This is a genomic window from Anaerostipes stercorihominis (genome assembly GCF_057535655.1).
Genome location: NZ_BAAJCL010000002.1, coordinates 24,827 through 41,215, shown reverse-complemented (window position 1 = coordinate 41,215; position 16,389 = coordinate 24,827). Strand labels below are relative to the sequence as shown.

Here is a 16,389-nt window from a genome sequence, read left to right as displayed (position 1 = left end):
TTCTTATTTTTATTCTACAGGAACAACCCATCCATGTTTGTCTTCGATTTTTCCAAGCTGAATTCCTGTGACTGTGTCATATAATTTCTGACTGATTTCCCCGATTCCGCCGTCTTTTACCTGCATAACTTCATCACCCATACGGAATTTTCCCACTGGTGAAATGACTGCGGCGGTACCAGTTCCCCAAACTTCTTCCAGAATTCCTTTTTCCCATGCTTCTTTAATTTCATCAATGGCAATTCGGCGCTCCTCGACTTCCAATCCCCATTCCTTGCAGAGATGAATTACAGAATCTCTTGTAATTCCCGGAAGAATACTTCCATTGAGCATTGGAGTCACTACTTTTCCGTCAATCTTAAAGAAAATGTTCATTGCCCCTACTTCTTCTATGTACTTTCTATGCACGCCATCCAGCCATAATACCTGAGAATATCCTTCATCATGAGCTTTTACTTGAGAAAGAATGCTGGCCGCATAATTTCCTCCGGTTTTTGCTTCGCCAATGCCTCCGCGGACTGCTCTGACATAATCATCCTCAATCCAAATTCCAACCGGGTCCAATCCTTCCGGATAATACGGTCCAACCGGTGAAAGAATCACGATAAATTTATAATAAGCGGATGTTCGCAATCCTAAAAATGGGTCTGTACCGATAATAAACGGACGAATATATAACGAATGGTTCGGCTCACTTGGAATCCAGTCTTTATCCAGTTTTACCAGTTCTTTGATTGCCTGTACATAATCTTCTTCAGGAATTTCCGGAATACACAAGCGGTCAGAGGATCGGTTGGACCGTTTTGCATTCATATCCGGTCGAAAAAGCTGAACCTGTCCATTCGCCCCATTGTACGCTTTCAACCCTTCGAAAACACCTTGTCCATAGTGAAAAATTGTCGCAGCAGGAGGCAGTGCAATATCTCCGTAAGGAACAATTCTGGCGTCATGCCATCCCTTACCTTCCGCATAATCCATCATAAACATATGATCTGTAAAGATCGTTCCAAATAATAACGGATCATCTTTTGCAGGCTTTGCCTTCGGTGTCTTTGTTTTATTAACTTTGATATCTAACATCCTCATCTCTTCCTTCCTGTGATTTGTATTTTATTTTGCATAATATTATGAAACTTTTTTTTTTTAATGTCAATGCTTTATTTCTTTTCATATACAAAAAATTGATATTCAATATCAAAATAGGTCTCTTCTTCACTCTCCCTAATCAATTTCCACTCCGGCATCTCATCCAAATTAGGAAAATAGGTATCTGCATCATAAGCAAAATCTGTCCTGGTTACATACGCCGTATCACAATAAGGAAGCATCATTCGATAAATGCTCTCTCCTCCGATAATGAAAATATCTTCCTTGGGATATTCCTTTAATTCCTCCAGAAGCTCTTCCTTTGTTCCTACTACGATTGCACCCTTTGCATCATAATTTTTATCATGGGTCAGCACAATATTCGTACGTTTTGGAAGCGGCATCCCATTTGGAAAACTTTCTAGCGTTTTTCTTCCCATAACAACGACCTTTCCGGTGGTCATCTGACGAAACATTTTCATATCATTGGGAATATGGACTAAAAGTTCATTATTCTTTCCAATCGCCCAGTTTTTATCTGCATTTACAATCAAATTCATAATCTCCTCCTATATTGCAATTGGTATATTTTTGATTTGCTCTCCGGTCTTATAATGTTCGATCGTAAAGTCATCGGTTGTAAACTCATAAAAATCCTTTACATCCGGGTTGATTGTAACTTTTGGCGCCAGATAGGTTCCTCTTTGTATTAATTTGCGGATAATCGGCACATGACGATCATAAATATGAGCGTCTGCAATAACATGGACCAGTTCACCCGGCTCCATATCACATACCTGTGCAAACATATATATCAGAGCAGCATACTGAACCACATTCCAGTTGTTCGCTGCAAGAACGTCCTGAGACCTTTGATTTAAAACCGCATTCAACGTCAGCTTCTCATGTCCTTCCTTCTTCGTCACATTAAACGTTACGCTGTATGCACAGGGATAAAGATTCATCTCATGAAGATCCTGATGCACATATAAATTGGTCATAATTCTTCTGCTGTATGGATGATGTTTTAAATCATATAGAACACGATCTACCTGATCCATCATCCCTTCTTTATACTGATGCTGAATCCCCATCTGATACCCATATGCTTTTCCAATGGAACCATCGTCATTCGCCCACTCATCCCAGATATGGCTCTTTAAATCTTTGACATTATTGGATTTTTTCTGCCAAATCCACAAAATCTCGTCAATCGCGGACTTAATATAAGTTTTTCGCAAGGTTAAAGCCGGAAATTCTTTGGACAAATCATATCGGTTTACCACCCCAAATTGTTTGATCGTATAGGCAGATTGTCCGTCAGGCCAATGGGGTCTTACCTTTTCTCCCTCTGTACTTGTTCCATGTTCTAAAATATCTCTGCACATATCAATAAAAATCTGATCTGCAAAACTCATTTATGACTTCTCCTTTTCTTCTTCTTCGCTGTTGATCGTAAGCATCTCAATCCGCCGTTTAAAAAATGCAATTTTTCGATCAAACACTCCCAATCGATATAAATTAATAATAAACATTCCAACTACCAAGGCAAGCAGCATTCCGCCAATTCCACCAAGCTTTAATCCCACATAGATCAAAAAAATAGTCGTTAACGCCGATATCCCCATACTGTCTCCCATCATTTTCGGCTGCAGAACCTGTTTTAATATCAAACAAACTGCGTAAATGATCAAAAGAATTACCGCAGTTTTTACATCTCCTGTAATGACTTTAAAAAGCGCCCAGGGGATTAAGACGGTTCCGGTTCCCAAAATCGGAAAAACATCCACAATTCCAACCAACAGTGCAAAAATAAAGGAATATTTGATACCCGCTACGAAAAATCCAATCCATAAAATGACCATTAAAATCATCATAATCTTAATCTGTGCAAGACAGTAGCTGCCCAAAACACCCAGAGTATTATGAGTAAAAACATCCACCTTATGCTTTACCATATCAGGAACAAATTTTCGATACCATGCAACAATTTTTTCCCGTTCTAAAGAAAACATATAGGCAGAAAACAGCATGACAATTACGCCGATGAAACCGCTTGTCACACTTTGTGCCACACTTCCTGCATGAGATACTCCATAGTCCCCAATGGAGGCCGCTGCGTTCTTTGCGATTTCCCCCACAGAATCTGACAGCCGCTCAAACTGTGCGCCCACCGCCGGCGGAAGAATTTTAAGAAAATGCTCTACTTTCTGCTGAAAAAATATAAATTGACTTTGAATCTCCGTTTGAAGATCCGGAAACCCCTGCACAAAATTAATAATCTGTAAAATTAAAGCGCGGCTGACAAAATAAAGAACTGCAAGAATCGCAGTTAATACAACTGCAATCAAAATCGCCGAACCAAACTTCTTCGGAAGCCGAACTTTCTTCTCCAGGTACTCGATCACCGGATGGGCAATCATCGAGATAATCCACCCAACCACAAACGGCCATAAAAATCCCAGACATTTTGGTACTAAATAAACTAAAAAAACTGCGCCGGCAAGAATCACCAACAGTTCCATAATAATATCAAGATAGATTTCCCAACGCTTCATAATTCTTTCACTCCTTGATGCAATTCACGTTCACAGCTCCGTTTTCACATCCTCTTTCTTTTCTAAGTTCTTATTATACGTTACATTTGCCTACTTGGCAATTCTTATCTCATCCTTCCCGCGGTCGTAATAATACACATGATCTGACAGAATTTCCTCCTGATCAACCACCGTACGATTCGTCTCTCTAACCATATAAGATAATTCCTCCACATCTGACGCATCCTCTTCCAACAAAAGAATCACCTCATGAATGCTGCTTGGAAGAATGTAAAGATTACTATTCATTCGTTCTGCAAATTCCCTCAAAACTTCCTGATACAGTATTGCCGAAGCTCCGTTCATATAATCACCGTTGGATAACACAAAAATCGGAACATGATATTCTTCCACCTTTACCGGAATCACAGATTCGATCTTACGAATCACCGGAGGAAAAATTTTTCTTGTATTCTCTCTGGCATCCTGCTGCACCTGTTCACCGGAAATTCCCCATATTGCAAGATCTTTATTCCTTATGATCGCACTTGCCATTCCATCTTTATTCCGATAAGCGGCCCATCGGTAGGTAATCGCCAAATCATGAAACTTCTCAAAAGGACATTCGGTCAGCTGATCCTTATTCTTTTCATAATTCACCAGTCGAAAAAATACCTTTTCTTTTATAAATTGATAATTCTGAATCCTATCCTCCTCTAAGGTAAAACCAAGCCGCTGTTTTTCATAAACCCGCCCGATTTCCAGCAAAATCTCTGACAGCTCCCACCCTGCAAGATAATTCCGGTAAAACGGCTCCAAATACAAAATCGGCAGCAAATGTTCACAGGGCTTTCCGATGGATAATCCCATCATAGATACCTGATTGTTTTTTTTCACTCTCTGGACACGAACTTCCCGATACTCTTCTCCCTCCATATAATCTAAAATATTGCGCTCTACATAATTGTAAAATTCTTTCTCATTTAACATGCTGTTCTCCTTCCTGAAAAGCTCCACCCGACGTCTCTTGGCATCTTTGGATTATTTTGTCATGAAAACACATGCCATACCTTCTTCTCTTCTCCCCTCACAGCTTTCATTTGTAAATTTTTTACAATTATATTTTATGCTATTTTTAACTGTTTGGCAATACAAAAAGAGACAAATCTTAAATCTCTTCATACATTTTAAGATTCATCTCCCCTTGACATATAAGCTTCTGTCTCCGGATTTCAGTTTTATAAAATCAATTTCCTTAAAAACGCAAGCATCGTTTCCATTTCCGCTCTGGTTCCAATGGTAATCCGCAAATAATTATCAATCTTGGGCTGCGGAAAATAGCGCACATAAATCTTTTCTTCTTTTGCCGCTTGAAAAATATCTTTGGCAGGTATGCTTTTATGCGCCGCAAAAAGGAAATTTGCCATAGAATCTACAAACGTAAATCCAAGCTTTTCCATCTCCTGCTTAAACCATTCCCTTGTTTCCATAATTTCTTTTCGAGTTTTCTGGAAATATGCCTCATCTTCTAACACTGCTTTTCCCAGAACAATGGAAGGTTCGTTCATTGTATAAGAATTGTAAGAATATTTCACATCATTCATTGCCTCAATCATTTCTTTATTTCCTATGGCATAGCCAATCCGCAATCCTGCCAACGATCTGGATTTGGAGAAGGTCTGCACCACCAGTACATTATCATATTCTCTTGTCAATTCTTTTGCTGTATCTCCTCCAAAATCAATATAAGCTTCATCAATAATTACCGCAACATCCCGATTGTGTTCAATCATGTCCCTGACAGCATCCAACGAAAGCAGAGCTCCTGTGGGCGCATTGGGATTCGGGAAAATCACACCGCCATTTTCTTCGTAATAATCTTCCGGCACAATCTGAAATTCTTCATTCAAAGATTTTGTCTCATAGGGAATTCCGAACAGATTTGCCCAAACCGGATAAAACGAGTACGTAATATCTGGAAATACAATGGGTTTCTTTCCGCAAAAGAATGTCATAAAAGCAACCGCCAACACATCGTCAGAACCGACCCCTACAAACACTTCCTCCTCGGAAAACCCGTGATAGCGTGCCAAAGCTTCTACCAGGTCGGAGGCCGCAGGGTCCGGATACTTTCGCAGGTTCTGAATTTTCTCCATTGCAGCCTTTATTTTGGCGGACGGCGGATATGGATTTTCATTGGTATTTAATTTTATGATTCCTTTTTCCTTCGGCTGCTCTCCTGGTATATAAGGTTCTACACTTCGTTTTTTATCTCTCCAAGTACTCATATCTTCCCCCATCTAGCGGTATTCATCTCTTAATTTCTGAAATAACGGCAATGCTTTTTCAATCTTCTCGGTAGGAACACAGTAAGAAATTCTGACATATCCCGGACAACCAAAACTATCGCCCGGCACAAGCAGCAAATCGTATTTCTTTGCTCTCTCACAAAAGGCTACCGCATCCGGCTCTAAAGCTTTTGGAAACAGATAAAAAGCTCCTCCCGGTTCCACACATTCATATCCCATATCAATAAGTGCATGATAAAAAATATCTTTATTTCTCTGATAAATTGAAATATCCGATGTTAAATCTACACATTCACCTACAACCTTTTGGTAAAGCGTCGGTACACTGACATAAGACAGCAATCGCCCTGACGCAGTAAATGCGGCAAGGAGATCCTCAAAATCTTCTGCCTCTGTCGGCGCTACAAGATACCCGATTCGTTCTCCCGGCAGTGACAAAGATTTACTAAAGGAATATCCCACCAGAGTATTTTTATAATAATTTGGCACAAACGGAACTTCAAATCCATCGTAAACAATCTCACGATACGGTTCGTCTGTGATAATATAAATACTATGTCCGAATTCTTTTTGCTTTTTTTCCAAAAGCTCCGCCAGTCTCTGGATGGTTTCTTCCGAATAAACGACTCCGGACGGATTGTTCGGAGAATTTATCAAGACTGCTTTTGTATGGGGATTCAAAGCTTTTTCCAGCTCCTCAAAATGAATCTGAAAAGTTGTAGTATCCGGTTTCATAACCCGCAGCTTACAGCCCGCACCCTTGGCATAAACTTGATACTCTGGAAAATACGGCGCAAATGTAATAATTTCATCCTCCGGACCGTCCACAAGACTTTTAAAACAAATCCCCAGCGCAGCGGCAGCTCCAATGGTCATAAAAATATTGGCAGATGTATAATTTGTTTGAAAGCGGCGGTTTAAAGATTCTGCAATCTTTTCCCGCACCTCTAAAATTCCGGCATTGCTTGTATATCCGTGGATATCCACCGGATCTTGGTTTTTTAACATTTCCATTGCTTTTTCATCCACCTGTGCCGGTGCAGGTACACTTGGATTTCCAATACTAAAATCAAACACATTCTCGGAACCGATTTGTCTGGCGCGTTCCATTCCAAACTCAAAAATATCACGGATAACAGAATGTTGCTTTGACAATTCTAATACTTGTTTTGATAACATGATATCGCTCCTTTTCTTCGTTCTATTTTACAGAAAAACACAAAAAAATACAAGATTCCAACCAAAAGTTACAGCTTTTCTCTGTTTATGAATCCATAGCATCTCTTAAACTCTTGGTAAATTCATAGACTTTTTGAGGACTTTTTTCTCCATATTCACGAATCAGTTTTACAATGGCGCTTCCAACAATAACGCCGTCACAATACCGGCTCATTTTTCTCGCCTGTTCCGGTTCCGAAATCCCAAATCCCACAGCACATGGAATCTTTGCATTCTCTCTGACTGCCTCGAAAAACGAATCAAAATCTGTGGAAAATTCCTTTCTGATTCCTGTCACTCCGATCGAAGAGACACAGTACAAAAACCCCTGTGCCTCAGCGGCAATCCTCTGAATACGGTCTCTGGATGCGGGCGTTACCAAACTGATATGCTCCACCTGGTGCGCAGCGGCTTCTCCCTCAATTTCATCCTTTTCCTCCAGCGGCAAATCCGGTACAATCACGCCCTCGATTCCACATTGATGACATAATTTAAAAAATTTCTCTGTCCCGAAACGATAAATGGTATTTAAATATAACATCATCACAAAAGGAACCTCTCTCATCTCTTCTCTCAATTGACTTACCATCTGAAAAATTCCTCTTAAAGTGGTCCCTCCGCTGAGAGAGTGCTGACTGGCCTCCTGAATCACAACCCCTTCTGCGATGGGATCTGAAAAAGGTACTCCGATCTCAATGATATCTGCTCCTGCCCGAACCATTGCCCGAATATTTTCCTTGGTTGTCTCATATCCGTAATCTCCAGATACAATATATGTAATCAGGGCTTTCTCTCCCTTATCTTTTCTATTTTGAAAAGCTTCCTCAATTCTCATTCAGCTGCACTCCTTTATATCTTGCAATTTGGTATACGTCTTTGTCTCCTCTTCCGGAAAGACAGATCACAACGCTTTGTTCTCTGCTCATTTTGGGCACCAGCTCCATCGCCGCTGCCACGGCATGAGATGATTCGATCGCCGGAATAATTCCCTCAGTTTTTGATAAATATTCAAAAGCTGCCACAGCCTGCTCATCCGTTATATCTACATACTCTGCCCTTCCGATTTCATGAAGATAGGCATGTTCCGGACCGATTCCCGGATAATCCAATCCCGCCGAAATGGAATATACCGGATCAATCTGCCCCTCCTCATTTTGTAAAAATAAACTTTTCATCCCATGAAAAATTCCTTTGCTCCCTTTCGTTATCGTCGCAGCATGATCCTTGGTGTGAACGCCTCTTCCCGCCGCTTCTGCCCCTATCAGACGAACGTCTTTTTCTTTTATAAATTCATAAAAAGCCCCTATGGCATTGGAGCCTCCTCCCACACAGGCAATGACTGCGTCAGGAAGTTTCCCTTCCGCTGATTCCATTTGCAGGCGGGTTTCTTCCCCGATAATCTTCTGAAAGTCCCGTACCATCGTTGGATAAGGATGGGGTCCCATAACAGAACCGATACAGTAAAATGTTGTCTCAATATTGGTAGCCCAGTCACGCATCGCCTCATTAATGGCGTCCTTCAGCGTTCTTGTTCCGCTTTCCACCGGACATACCTGCGCTCCTAAAAGTTCCATGCGATAGGCATTTAAGCTCTGTCTTTCTACATCCTCCGCACCCATATAAATCACACATTCCATATCAAACAAAGCTGCTGCTGTCGCTGTCGCCACTCCATGCTGCCCCGCACCAGTCTCCGCGATAATCCTCTTTTTTCCCATTCTTTTCGCCAGAAGAATCTGTCCCAATACATTATTTATTTTATGAGCGCCTGTATGATTTAAATCTTCTCTTTTTAAATATACTTTTGCACCTCCCAAATCTTCTGTCATTTTTTGGGCATAATATAGCAGCGATGGACGATTGGCATACTCTCGGTAGTAACGATGCAGCTCTGCCAAAAATTCCGGTTCCTCCCGATATTTTTCATAAGCTTCCTTCAGCTCATTGACTGCATTCATGACAATCTCCGGCACATACTGACCGCCGTATTCTCCAAATCTTCCAATCTCCTTCATAAGCTCCTCCTGCATATCTCTATAATTTTTTTCATTTTATTCAAATCCTTCTTTCCGCCTGTTTCGATTCCGCTGGATAGGTCAATTCCATCTGGAAGAAGTTCTTGTAAAATTCCTTCCAGATTATCTGGATTTAATCCTCCGGCAAGAAAATATGGCAACTTTATTTTTTGTCTCTTAATCAAAGAAAGATTCAGCACTTTTCCTGTTCCCCCGTAGGCATCCTTACGAAAACTATCCAGCAGCAGCATATCCACCGGGAATTTTTCAGCCTTGGCAATATCCTGTATGCTTTTAACTCTAACGGCTTTCCAAATCTTTTGTTTCATTTGTTTCCGCAGTTTTAAAATATCTTCCAGCTCCTCATCCCCATGCAGCTGGACTGCATCCAAAGACACAGTATCAACAATTTCAGCAATCCTCTCTGGAGTTTCATTGACAAATACCCCTACTGCCTGAATATCGGGACTTAATTGTCTGCGCAGCTGTGTTGCCTGCTCCATCTCTATTTTTCTGAAGCTTTCTGCAAACACAAATCCCACATAATCCGGTTTCACCTGATTGGCATATTGGATATCTTTCAGGCGCCGCAGCCCACACATTTTTACTTTCATAAATCTTCCTGCAGTTCTTCCATTGTTTCTTTTAAGTTTTTGGAGCACATCAGCATCTCACCGATCAAAACTGCATCTGCTCCCTCATTTCTTACCCGGAGTGCATCCGCAGGCTGTTTCATTCCGCTTTCCGAAACCAAAACTGCCTCATAAGGAATTTTTGCCGCCAGTCTGGATGTGATTCCTAAATCAATTTTAAAGGTCTTTAAATCCCGATGGTTTATTCCCAAAATCTCACATTTACATGCCACCGCTTTGTTTAATTCCTCTTCATTGTGTACTTCTACTAGACAGTCCATCTCCAGACTGACGGCCAAATCATAAAACTTGCGCAGCTGATTCTGATCTAAAATCGCTGCAATCAACAAAATCGCATCTGCTCCAAGGACCTTTGCTTCGTAAATTTGATATTCATCAAATATAAAATCCTTCCGAAGCATAGGAATCTGAACTCTTTCTCGAATATCTGCAAAATATTTACTTCCGCCTTTAAAATAAAATTCCTCTGTCAGACAGGAAATTGCCGCAGCTCCATATTTTTCATAACTCACAGCTGTTTCCACCGGTCGAAAATCCTCAGCAATCATTCCTTTGGACGGAGACGCTTTTTTTACCTCTGCAATCACCGACAAACCTTCTCTTTTCAGCGCTTCCTTAAATCCCATGGTCCGATGACCGGCCCTCTTTGCCATCTCCTTTATTTCTTCCAGGGAAACCTTTGACTTTTCCCTTTGGAGCTGTTCTTTCCTTTTTTCCATGATATCATCTAAAATCATACTTCACCTCTAACATGCATTTGTATATAAAATAAATTCGTCCAGCTTTTGAAGCGCCTGACCGGAATCAATGACTTTTCTCGCAAGATCAATCCCTTCTTTTAATGTTCCTGCCTTTCCAATCGTGTAAAGCGCCGCAGCTGCATTTAATAACACAATATCTCTTTTCGCTCCCTGTTCTCTTCCAGAGAGCACCTCTCTTGCGATCACAGCATTTTCATCGGCAGTTCCTCCTGCGATTTCTTCTTTTGGATACAATCTTAGTCCTAATTCTTCAGGATGTATGGTATATTCCCGAAGACTCTTTCCCTGAATTTCACAAACACTGGTGGAAGAAGAAATGGAAATTTCATCCAGACAATCGTCTCCATATACAATCAATGCCCGTTTGACTCCTAAATTTCTCATTACATCTGCCATAGGATGCAGTAATTCTTTTTCGTAGACTCCCAACACAATATAGTTGGTCATTGCCGGATTTGCCAGAGGTCCGAGAACATTAAAAACAGACCGAACACCTAACTGTGCTCTGACAGGTCCCGCATATTTCATAGACTCATGATGCGTCTGTGCAAATAAAAATGCCGCACCGATCTTTTCCAAACAAGCTTTATTTTTTTCGGGAGACAGACCAATTTTAGCCCCCAAAGCTTCTAAGACATCTGCCGCACCGCTTTTAGACGAAACGCTTCGATTTCCGTGCTTTGCTACTTTTGCTCCTGCTGCCGCAATGACGAAAGAAGAAGTTGTGGAAATATTAAAACTATTTGCCAGATCACCGCCGGTTCCCACAATATCAACTGCCTCCGTCTCCTCTGGAACAACCGCCGCCTTTGCCCGCATTACTTTTGCAAATCCAGTGATTTCCTCCGGAGTTTCTTTTTTCATCCGCAATCCGGTCAGAAAACTTCCAATTTGTGCCTCTGTCGCATTTCCTGACATGATGCAGTCCATTGCTTTATAAGATTCCTCCGCCGTCAAGTGCTTACCGTCTACAATCTTCGCCAAATAAGGTTTTAAGGTCTCCTGATTCATCACTGCAATCTTCTCCTTCTTCTCTTTTTTATCACCGATTTTTGCAATCTTTTCCACAAAATTTTGTATCATCTTTTTTCCCATTTCCGTTAATACCGATTCCGGATGAAATTGAATTCCATAAACCGGATATCTTTTATGACAAACTGCCATTACCTGCCCTGCTGGGTCCTCACCGATGATTTTCAAATTTTGCGGAAGTGATTTCCTGTCTAAAATCAGGGAGTGATATCTTGCAGCATAAATTTTAGAATCCAGCCCCTCAAACAAAGGGTTGTTATTATCAATTTGAATTTCGCTCATCTTCCCATGCATCAGCTCCCCGGCAGGAACGACAGACCCTCCATAGACCTCCCCGATTGCCTGATGTCCCAGACAAATTCCAAGAATCGGAACTTTTTTTCCAAAAATACGGATGATCTCTTCCGTAACCCCGGCATCTTTCGGATATCCGGGGCCCGGGGAGAGAATCAACGCCTTTAAGTTTTCCATTTTCTCAATTTCTTCTGCTGTAATCTCATCATTTCTTACCACCTGAATGTCGGGATCGATTTCTCCTGCATACTGATAGATATTAAAAGTAAAAGAATCATAATTGTCAATTAATAAAATCATAATGTCGCCGCCTCCTTCACTGCCTCAATCACTGCCAATGCTTTATTTTTGGTTTCCTCATATTCTTTTTCCGGAATCGAATCTGCTACAATTCCGGCTCCTGCCTGAATATATCCTCTTCCCTCTTGAAACACCACTGTGCGAATGGCAATACAAGTATCAATTCGGCCGTCAAATCCAAGATATCCAACTGTTCCTCCGTATACTCCCCTCTTTTTCGTTTCCAGTTGGTCAATAATTTCCATGGCTCTGACCTTTGGCGCTCCAGATAAAGTTCCTGCCGGCAAAACACTCAAAAGTGCGTCCAACACCGTTTTATCCTCTCTTAAGATTCCATAAACATCGCTGACCAGATGCGTAACCTTAGAATATTTTTCAACGGTCATAAAATTTTTTACCTCAACCGTCCCAAACTGACTGACCTTTCCCACGTCATTTCTTCCGAGATCCACAAGCATCGTATGCTCAGCCCTCTCCTTGGGATCATGAATCAACTGACTGACCAGCATATCATCCTCTTCCTTGGTTTTCCCTCTGACCACCGTTCCGGCAATTGGTTTGGTGGATACAACCCTTTGATCCACACTTACCAGTTTTTCTGGAGAAGCTCCAACCACCTGGTAATCTGCAAAATCAAAATAATATAAATACGGCGATGGATTCGAGGTTCTAAGGCACCGATAGACATTTAAAGGATCCGCTGAAGTTTCTATTTCAAATCTTTGGGAGAGAACCACCTGGAAAATATCTCCGCTGCGAATATAGTTCTTTGCTGTTTTCACAGCTTCCACATATTCTTTTTTTGTTTGATTGGAGACAATCTTTATTTTTTCAGGGACAACACGATCGTTCTGCAGTGATACCTGCCGTCCCATCTTATGGAGAAGCAATTCTGCCCGCTCCTCCATCTGCTGATATTGCTCTCTCACATTTTCACCCCTGTGACAATTTTGGATAATCACTGCTTTCCCCGTCAAATGATCATAGGCAATGATTTCATCATACATAAAAAGGTGTGCGTCCGGCATATGCAGATCATCTTCCGGCACATTGGTCAGCGTCTTTTCCACATGCCGGACCATATCATAACCAAAATATCCGATCAATCCTCCGGTCAGCTTGGGATAATGCTCCATGACCGGAGCTTTACATTCCCGGAGCAGCTTCTGAAGATAAGCGATATGATCCGCTCCTTCATAGCTCCTGCCGTCCACCTCCAGTCGGCTGTCATAAATTTTAATTTCTGATTTTGGGTAAACACCAAGAAAAGAATATCGTCCCCGCTGATCCTTGTTCTCTACACTCTCCAAAATAAAACAAGGGGTTTTTTCTCTCCTTAACGCCTGAAACATACGGATTGGCGTCATATCATCTGCCAGTACTTCATAGAATACCGGCACCCTCTGATAATCTTTTAATAAATTTTCTACTTCCTGCAATGATGGATACAACATATCTGCCTCCTGACTTTCTGAAATCCATTGTATCGCCTGACTCACTTTTGGTACGTGAAACGAAGACTCGGTCTGGTTTGCGTACGGATATGCTCAATTCTTCCTCTGCAAATCGTGTACATCTCACAGCAGTCCTATAAGATCGGGAAACAAAAAAGGCCCATCGTCCCAATCTCTAGGGACGATAGACCGTGGTGCCACCCATATTTAAGAAAATCCTGCCTTGCAAAAGACAGTCTTCTCTCCTTCCTTAAAGTACTCCGCTATTGAAAGCTTTTATACTCCGTTCCCGTAACGTGGGATAACGGCGACAGTTACTAAGTTATAAAACAGTTCTCTGTGCTCCTCACAAATCCATTCATTGACCTCATATCTGCAATTTCACACCTGCCAACTGCTCTCTGAAAGACTGTTTGATCAACTACTTACTTTTGCTCAAAGGATTTATCACTTTACTCTGCTAAAATATTTTTTTATTATTATATGCGCTTCTTTTTCATTTGTCAACTATTTTTTTATTTGATGATTTTGAATAATCAGGCGAACAGCATCATACAAATACGGCCGAAGCTCACCCATTGGAACCGGTTGTTCCATTAAGATGGAATTATAACAGCACCCTGCTGTCATTTCAATAATCAAATAAATCATCATCTCCGGTTCCCGATACTCATACTCCGACTGCTTCATTAAATCCATATAAACATCATGAATATTTCTTTGTGTGTCGTCAATCGGTTCCACCAGGGAATTCTTAAACATTCCCCATCCCAAATGTTTTGTAATCATTTTCAAAACCATAGGATCTTTCTCCAGAGACTGAATCACCTCATTGATCAGAAAAATCATCTGCTCCTCAAACTCTTCAATATGGCGGCAAAGCAGCTGCGCATAAGCTTCCTTAAATATTTGCGCTGATTTTTTTGCAATCAGTTTATAACGAAGATCCAGCTTATCTTTAAAATACAGATAAAAGGTTCCTTTGGCAACTCCTGCTTCCTTTGCAATATCAGAAATGGACGTTTTATGAAATCCTTTTTTTGTAAACAGCTGATATGCTGTGTTTAACAAAGCATCCTGCTTTTTCTTTTTGTTGATTTCAATCTTTTTCAATTCTTTTTCCTCCTCGGCAAAACGGCTGCACAACATGATGTGCAGCCGCTTATGAACGTCTTATTTTGAAGTTTGACTCGATATCACAGTACAAAATTTTAATAAACACGAATTACCGTGGAAATCTCTCTGGTTGTCTCCATTTTTCGGATATGAACAAGAGCGTCCGCAAAATTCTGCTCCAATACCTTATCTGTAATCACAACCAGTTCTGCCAATTCCTGAATTTTATTTTTCTGAATAACCCGCGCAATGCTGACGTCATTCTTTCCGAGTGTATCCGCAATTCTCGCAAGAACCCCCGGCTTATCCTCCACCAGCAAACGCATAAAATATTTACTTTCGATTTCTGTAATCTTTTTAATTGGAAGATCCTTATAACAAGTACAGTGAATTCTTCCATTGCAATGAAACTGAAGATTGCGCGCAACATCTATAATATCTCCCATCACCGCGCTTGCCGTTGGAAATTCTCCGGCACCTCTTCCGTAAAACATTGCGTCATCCACTGCATCCCCATGGACAAACACCGCATTAAAAGCATCATTGACACTTGCCAGCGGATGATTGCTCGGAATCAGCATCGGATGAACTCTGACTTCAATTCCCTCCGGGGTGTTCTTTGCAACGCCAAGCAACTTGATGTCACACCCCATCTCCTTTGCATACTGAATGTCTTTCGAAGTAATATTCGTAATTCCTTCTGTATATACATCATCAAATGTGACACGGGAGTTAAACGCAATGGATGCCATAATCGCAACCTTTCTTCCCGCATCATATCCCTCAATATCTGCCGTTGGGTCTGCCTCGGCATAGCCAAGTTCTGTAGCCAAAGCCAAAGCCTCATCAAATTCCATACCTTCCTGTGTCATCTTTGTCAGAATAAAATTGGTTGTCCCATTGACAATTCCCATGACTTCCGATAAATAATTGCCTGCAAGACATTGTTTCAAAGGCCGGAGAATCGGAATTCCTCCTGCAACCGATGCCTCAAACAGCAGATCGCAATGATTCTGTGAGGCAAGATCCAAAAGTTCTCCTCCATGTGCGGCAATCAGATCTTTATTTGCCGTCACTACATTCTTTCCTGCCTGCAAAGCTTCGGTAATATATGTACGAGCCGGCTCAATTCCACCCATGACCTCCACAACAATCTGTATCTCGTCGTCATGAATAATATCTTCCCATTGATCTGTGAGAAGTTCTGTATTGATTCCTTCTCGTTTTTTATTTTTGTTTCTCACAAGTACTTTTTTTACAGAGAGATTGGCGCCAATCTTATATGGCATCTCATCTTTCTGGCGTTCCACCAGCTTGTACACCCCGGTTCCAACCGTTCCAGAACCAAGGAGCGCCATTTTGACATTCTTTAATTCTTCCATGATACACTTCCTTTTCTTCTTTCTATTTTACTGGATTCTTTTTCAAATCTGATTTTATAGAATTGTATAGATAAATGTAGTATATCATACTTCTTTCAAATATCCTATTACTTTTTCCAAAACGTTCTAAGTACAGCAATCATTCCGTCACGGGGCGGCAACCCAAAACCAATGCAGAACCCCATGGTTTTCGATGCCTCTGCAGCCGGTATTCCAGAGGTTATGCTCCAGT

At 41.2% G+C, this 16,389-nt stretch carries 15 protein-coding genes and 1 other annotated feature; all 15 genes read right to left on the bottom strand.

Annotation, left to right across the window (positions count from 1 at the left end; genetic code table 11):
• Positions 1-9: 9 nt before the first annotated feature.
• The 15 genes from AC27EF_RS02205 to AC27EF_RS02135 all read right to left on the bottom strand — a co-directional run bounded on the left by AC27EF_RS02205 (position 10) and on the right by AC27EF_RS02135 (position 16,157).
• Entirely contained in the window at positions 10-1,080 is a 1,071-nt protein-coding gene (locus AC27EF_RS02205; RefSeq protein WP_487108976.1) for a branched-chain amino acid aminotransferase, read from the bottom strand.
• A 77-nt stretch (positions 1,081-1,157) separates the two neighbouring features.
• Entirely contained in the window at positions 1,158-1,646 is a 489-nt protein-coding gene (locus AC27EF_RS02200; protein WP_487108556.1) for a dihydrofolate reductase, read from the bottom strand.
• Positions 1,647-1,655: 9 nt separating this feature from the next.
• Entirely contained in the window at positions 1,656-2,504 is an 849-nt protein-coding gene (gene thyA, locus AC27EF_RS02195; RefSeq protein ID WP_487108555.1) for a thymidylate synthase, read from the bottom strand.
• A complete protein-coding gene (gene ytvI / locus AC27EF_RS02190; protein ID WP_487108554.1) occupies positions 2,505-3,644 on the bottom strand; it encodes a sporulation integral membrane protein YtvI in 1,140 nt (379 codons plus the stop codon). It abuts the gene before it with no gap.
• A 90-nt stretch (positions 3,645-3,734) separates the two neighbouring features.
• Positions 3,735-4,613 carry a DUF5688 family protein gene (locus AC27EF_RS02185; protein WP_487108553.1) on the bottom strand — a complete coding sequence of 293 codons (879 nt, stop codon included), beginning with the start codon at positions 4,611-4,613 and terminating at the stop codon, positions 3,735-3,737.
• A gap of 248 nt (positions 4,614-4,861) precedes the next feature.
• Positions 4,862-5,911, bottom strand: coding sequence for a histidinol-phosphate transaminase (gene hisC, locus AC27EF_RS02180; protein WP_487108552.1), 1,050 nt, complete (start codon positions 5,909-5,911; stop codon positions 4,862-4,864).
• Positions 5,912-5,923: 12 nt separating this feature from the next.
• Positions 5,924-7,111 (bottom strand): pyridoxal phosphate-dependent aminotransferase, encoded by a 1,188-nt coding sequence (locus AC27EF_RS02175; RefSeq protein WP_487108551.1) that lies wholly within the window; start codon positions 7,109-7,111, stop codon positions 5,924-5,926.
• Positions 7,112-7,196: 85 nt separating this feature from the next.
• Positions 7,197-7,985, bottom strand: a complete 789-nt coding sequence (gene trpA / locus AC27EF_RS02170) for a tryptophan synthase subunit alpha (RefSeq protein WP_487108550.1) — start codon at positions 7,983-7,985, stop codon at positions 7,197-7,199.
• On the bottom strand, positions 7,975-9,165 hold the full coding sequence (trpB, locus tag AC27EF_RS02165; RefSeq protein ID WP_487108549.1) for a tryptophan synthase subunit beta: 1,191 nt from the start codon (positions 9,163-9,165) through the stop codon (positions 7,975-7,977). Before trpB ends, trpA begins: the two co-directional genes overlap by 11 nt.
• The gene (locus AC27EF_RS02160) at positions 9,162-9,779 is read right to left on the bottom strand and encodes a phosphoribosylanthranilate isomerase (protein WP_487108548.1); all 618 of its coding nucleotides are present in this window, start codon (positions 9,777-9,779) and stop codon (positions 9,162-9,164) included. Before AC27EF_RS02160 ends, trpB begins: the two co-directional genes overlap by 4 nt.
• Positions 9,776-10,555 (bottom strand): indole-3-glycerol phosphate synthase TrpC, encoded by a 780-nt coding sequence (gene trpC / locus AC27EF_RS02155; RefSeq protein ID WP_487108546.1) that lies wholly within the window; start codon positions 10,553-10,555, stop codon positions 9,776-9,778. The genes AC27EF_RS02160 and trpC overlap by 4 nt, the downstream gene beginning before the upstream one ends.
• A gap of 9 nt (positions 10,556-10,564) precedes the next feature.
• Positions 10,565-12,205 (bottom strand): bifunctional anthranilate synthase component II/anthranilate phosphoribosyltransferase, encoded by a 1,641-nt coding sequence (locus tag AC27EF_RS02150; RefSeq protein ID WP_487108544.1) that lies wholly within the window; start codon positions 12,203-12,205, stop codon positions 10,565-10,567.
• On the bottom strand, positions 12,202-13,659 hold the full coding sequence (gene trpE, locus AC27EF_RS02145) for an anthranilate synthase component I (RefSeq protein WP_487108542.1): 1,458 nt from the start codon (positions 13,657-13,659) through the stop codon (positions 12,202-12,204). The genes AC27EF_RS02150 and trpE overlap by 4 nt, the downstream gene beginning before the upstream one ends.
• Before the next feature lie 174 nt (positions 13,660-13,833).
• Positions 13,834-14,107 (bottom strand) — a binding site (T-box leader).
• A 59-nt stretch (positions 14,108-14,166) separates the two neighbouring features.
• Positions 14,167-14,772, bottom strand: a complete 606-nt coding sequence (locus tag AC27EF_RS02140) for a TetR/AcrR family transcriptional regulator (protein ID WP_487108541.1) — start codon at positions 14,770-14,772, stop codon at positions 14,167-14,169.
• Between the two features lie 98 nt (positions 14,773-14,870).
• On the bottom strand, positions 14,871-16,157 hold the full coding sequence (locus AC27EF_RS02135; RefSeq protein ID WP_487108540.1) for a homoserine dehydrogenase: 1,287 nt from the start codon (positions 16,155-16,157) through the stop codon (positions 14,871-14,873).
• Positions 16,158-16,389: the final 232 nt, after the last annotated feature.

Coding starts and splice junctions, on each gene's coding strand:
- AC27EF_RS02185 (WP_487108553.1), bottom strand. CDS start 4,613: ATGTTAAATGAGAAAGAATTTTACAATTATGTAGAGCGCAATATTTTA.
- trpA (WP_487108550.1), bottom strand. CDS start 7,985: ATGAGAATTGAGGAAGCTTTTCAAAATAGAAAAGATAAGGGAGAGAAA.
- hisC (WP_487108552.1), bottom strand. CDS start 5,911: ATGAGTACTTGGAGAGATAAAAAACGAAGTGTAGAACCTTATATACCA.
- ytvI (WP_487108554.1), bottom strand. CDS start 3,644: ATGAAGCGTTGGGAAATCTATCTTGATATTATTATGGAACTGTTGGTG.
- thyA (WP_487108555.1), bottom strand. CDS start 2,504: ATGAGTTTTGCAGATCAGATTTTTATTGATATGTGCAGAGATATTTTA.
- trpE (WP_487108542.1), bottom strand. CDS start 13,659: ATGTTGTATCCATCATTGCAGGAAGTAGAAAATTTATTAAAAGATTAT.
- AC27EF_RS02175 (WP_487108551.1), bottom strand. CDS start 7,111: ATGTTATCAAAACAAGTATTAGAATTGTCAAAGCAACATTCTGTTATC.
- AC27EF_RS02150 (WP_487108544.1), bottom strand. CDS start 12,205: ATGATTTTATTAATTGACAATTATGATTCTTTTACTTTTAATATCTAT.
- trpB (WP_487108549.1), bottom strand. CDS start 9,165: ATGAAGGAGATTGGAAGATTTGGAGAATACGGCGGTCAGTATGTGCCG.
- AC27EF_RS02160 (WP_487108548.1), bottom strand. CDS start 9,779: ATGAAAGTAAAAATGTGTGGGCTGCGGCGCCTGAAAGATATCCAATAT.
- AC27EF_RS02205 (WP_487108976.1), bottom strand. CDS start 1,080: ATGTTAGATATCAAAGTTAATAAAACAAAGACACCGAAGGCAAAGCCT.
- trpC (WP_487108546.1), bottom strand. CDS start 10,555: ATGATTTTAGATGATATCATGGAAAAAAGGAAAGAACAGCTCCAAAGG.
- AC27EF_RS02135 (WP_487108540.1), bottom strand. CDS start 16,157: ATGGAAGAATTAAAGAATGTCAAAATGGCGCTCCTTGGTTCTGGAACG.
- AC27EF_RS02200 (WP_487108556.1), bottom strand. CDS start 1,646: ATGAATTTGATTGTAAATGCAGATAAAAACTGGGCGATTGGAAAGAAT.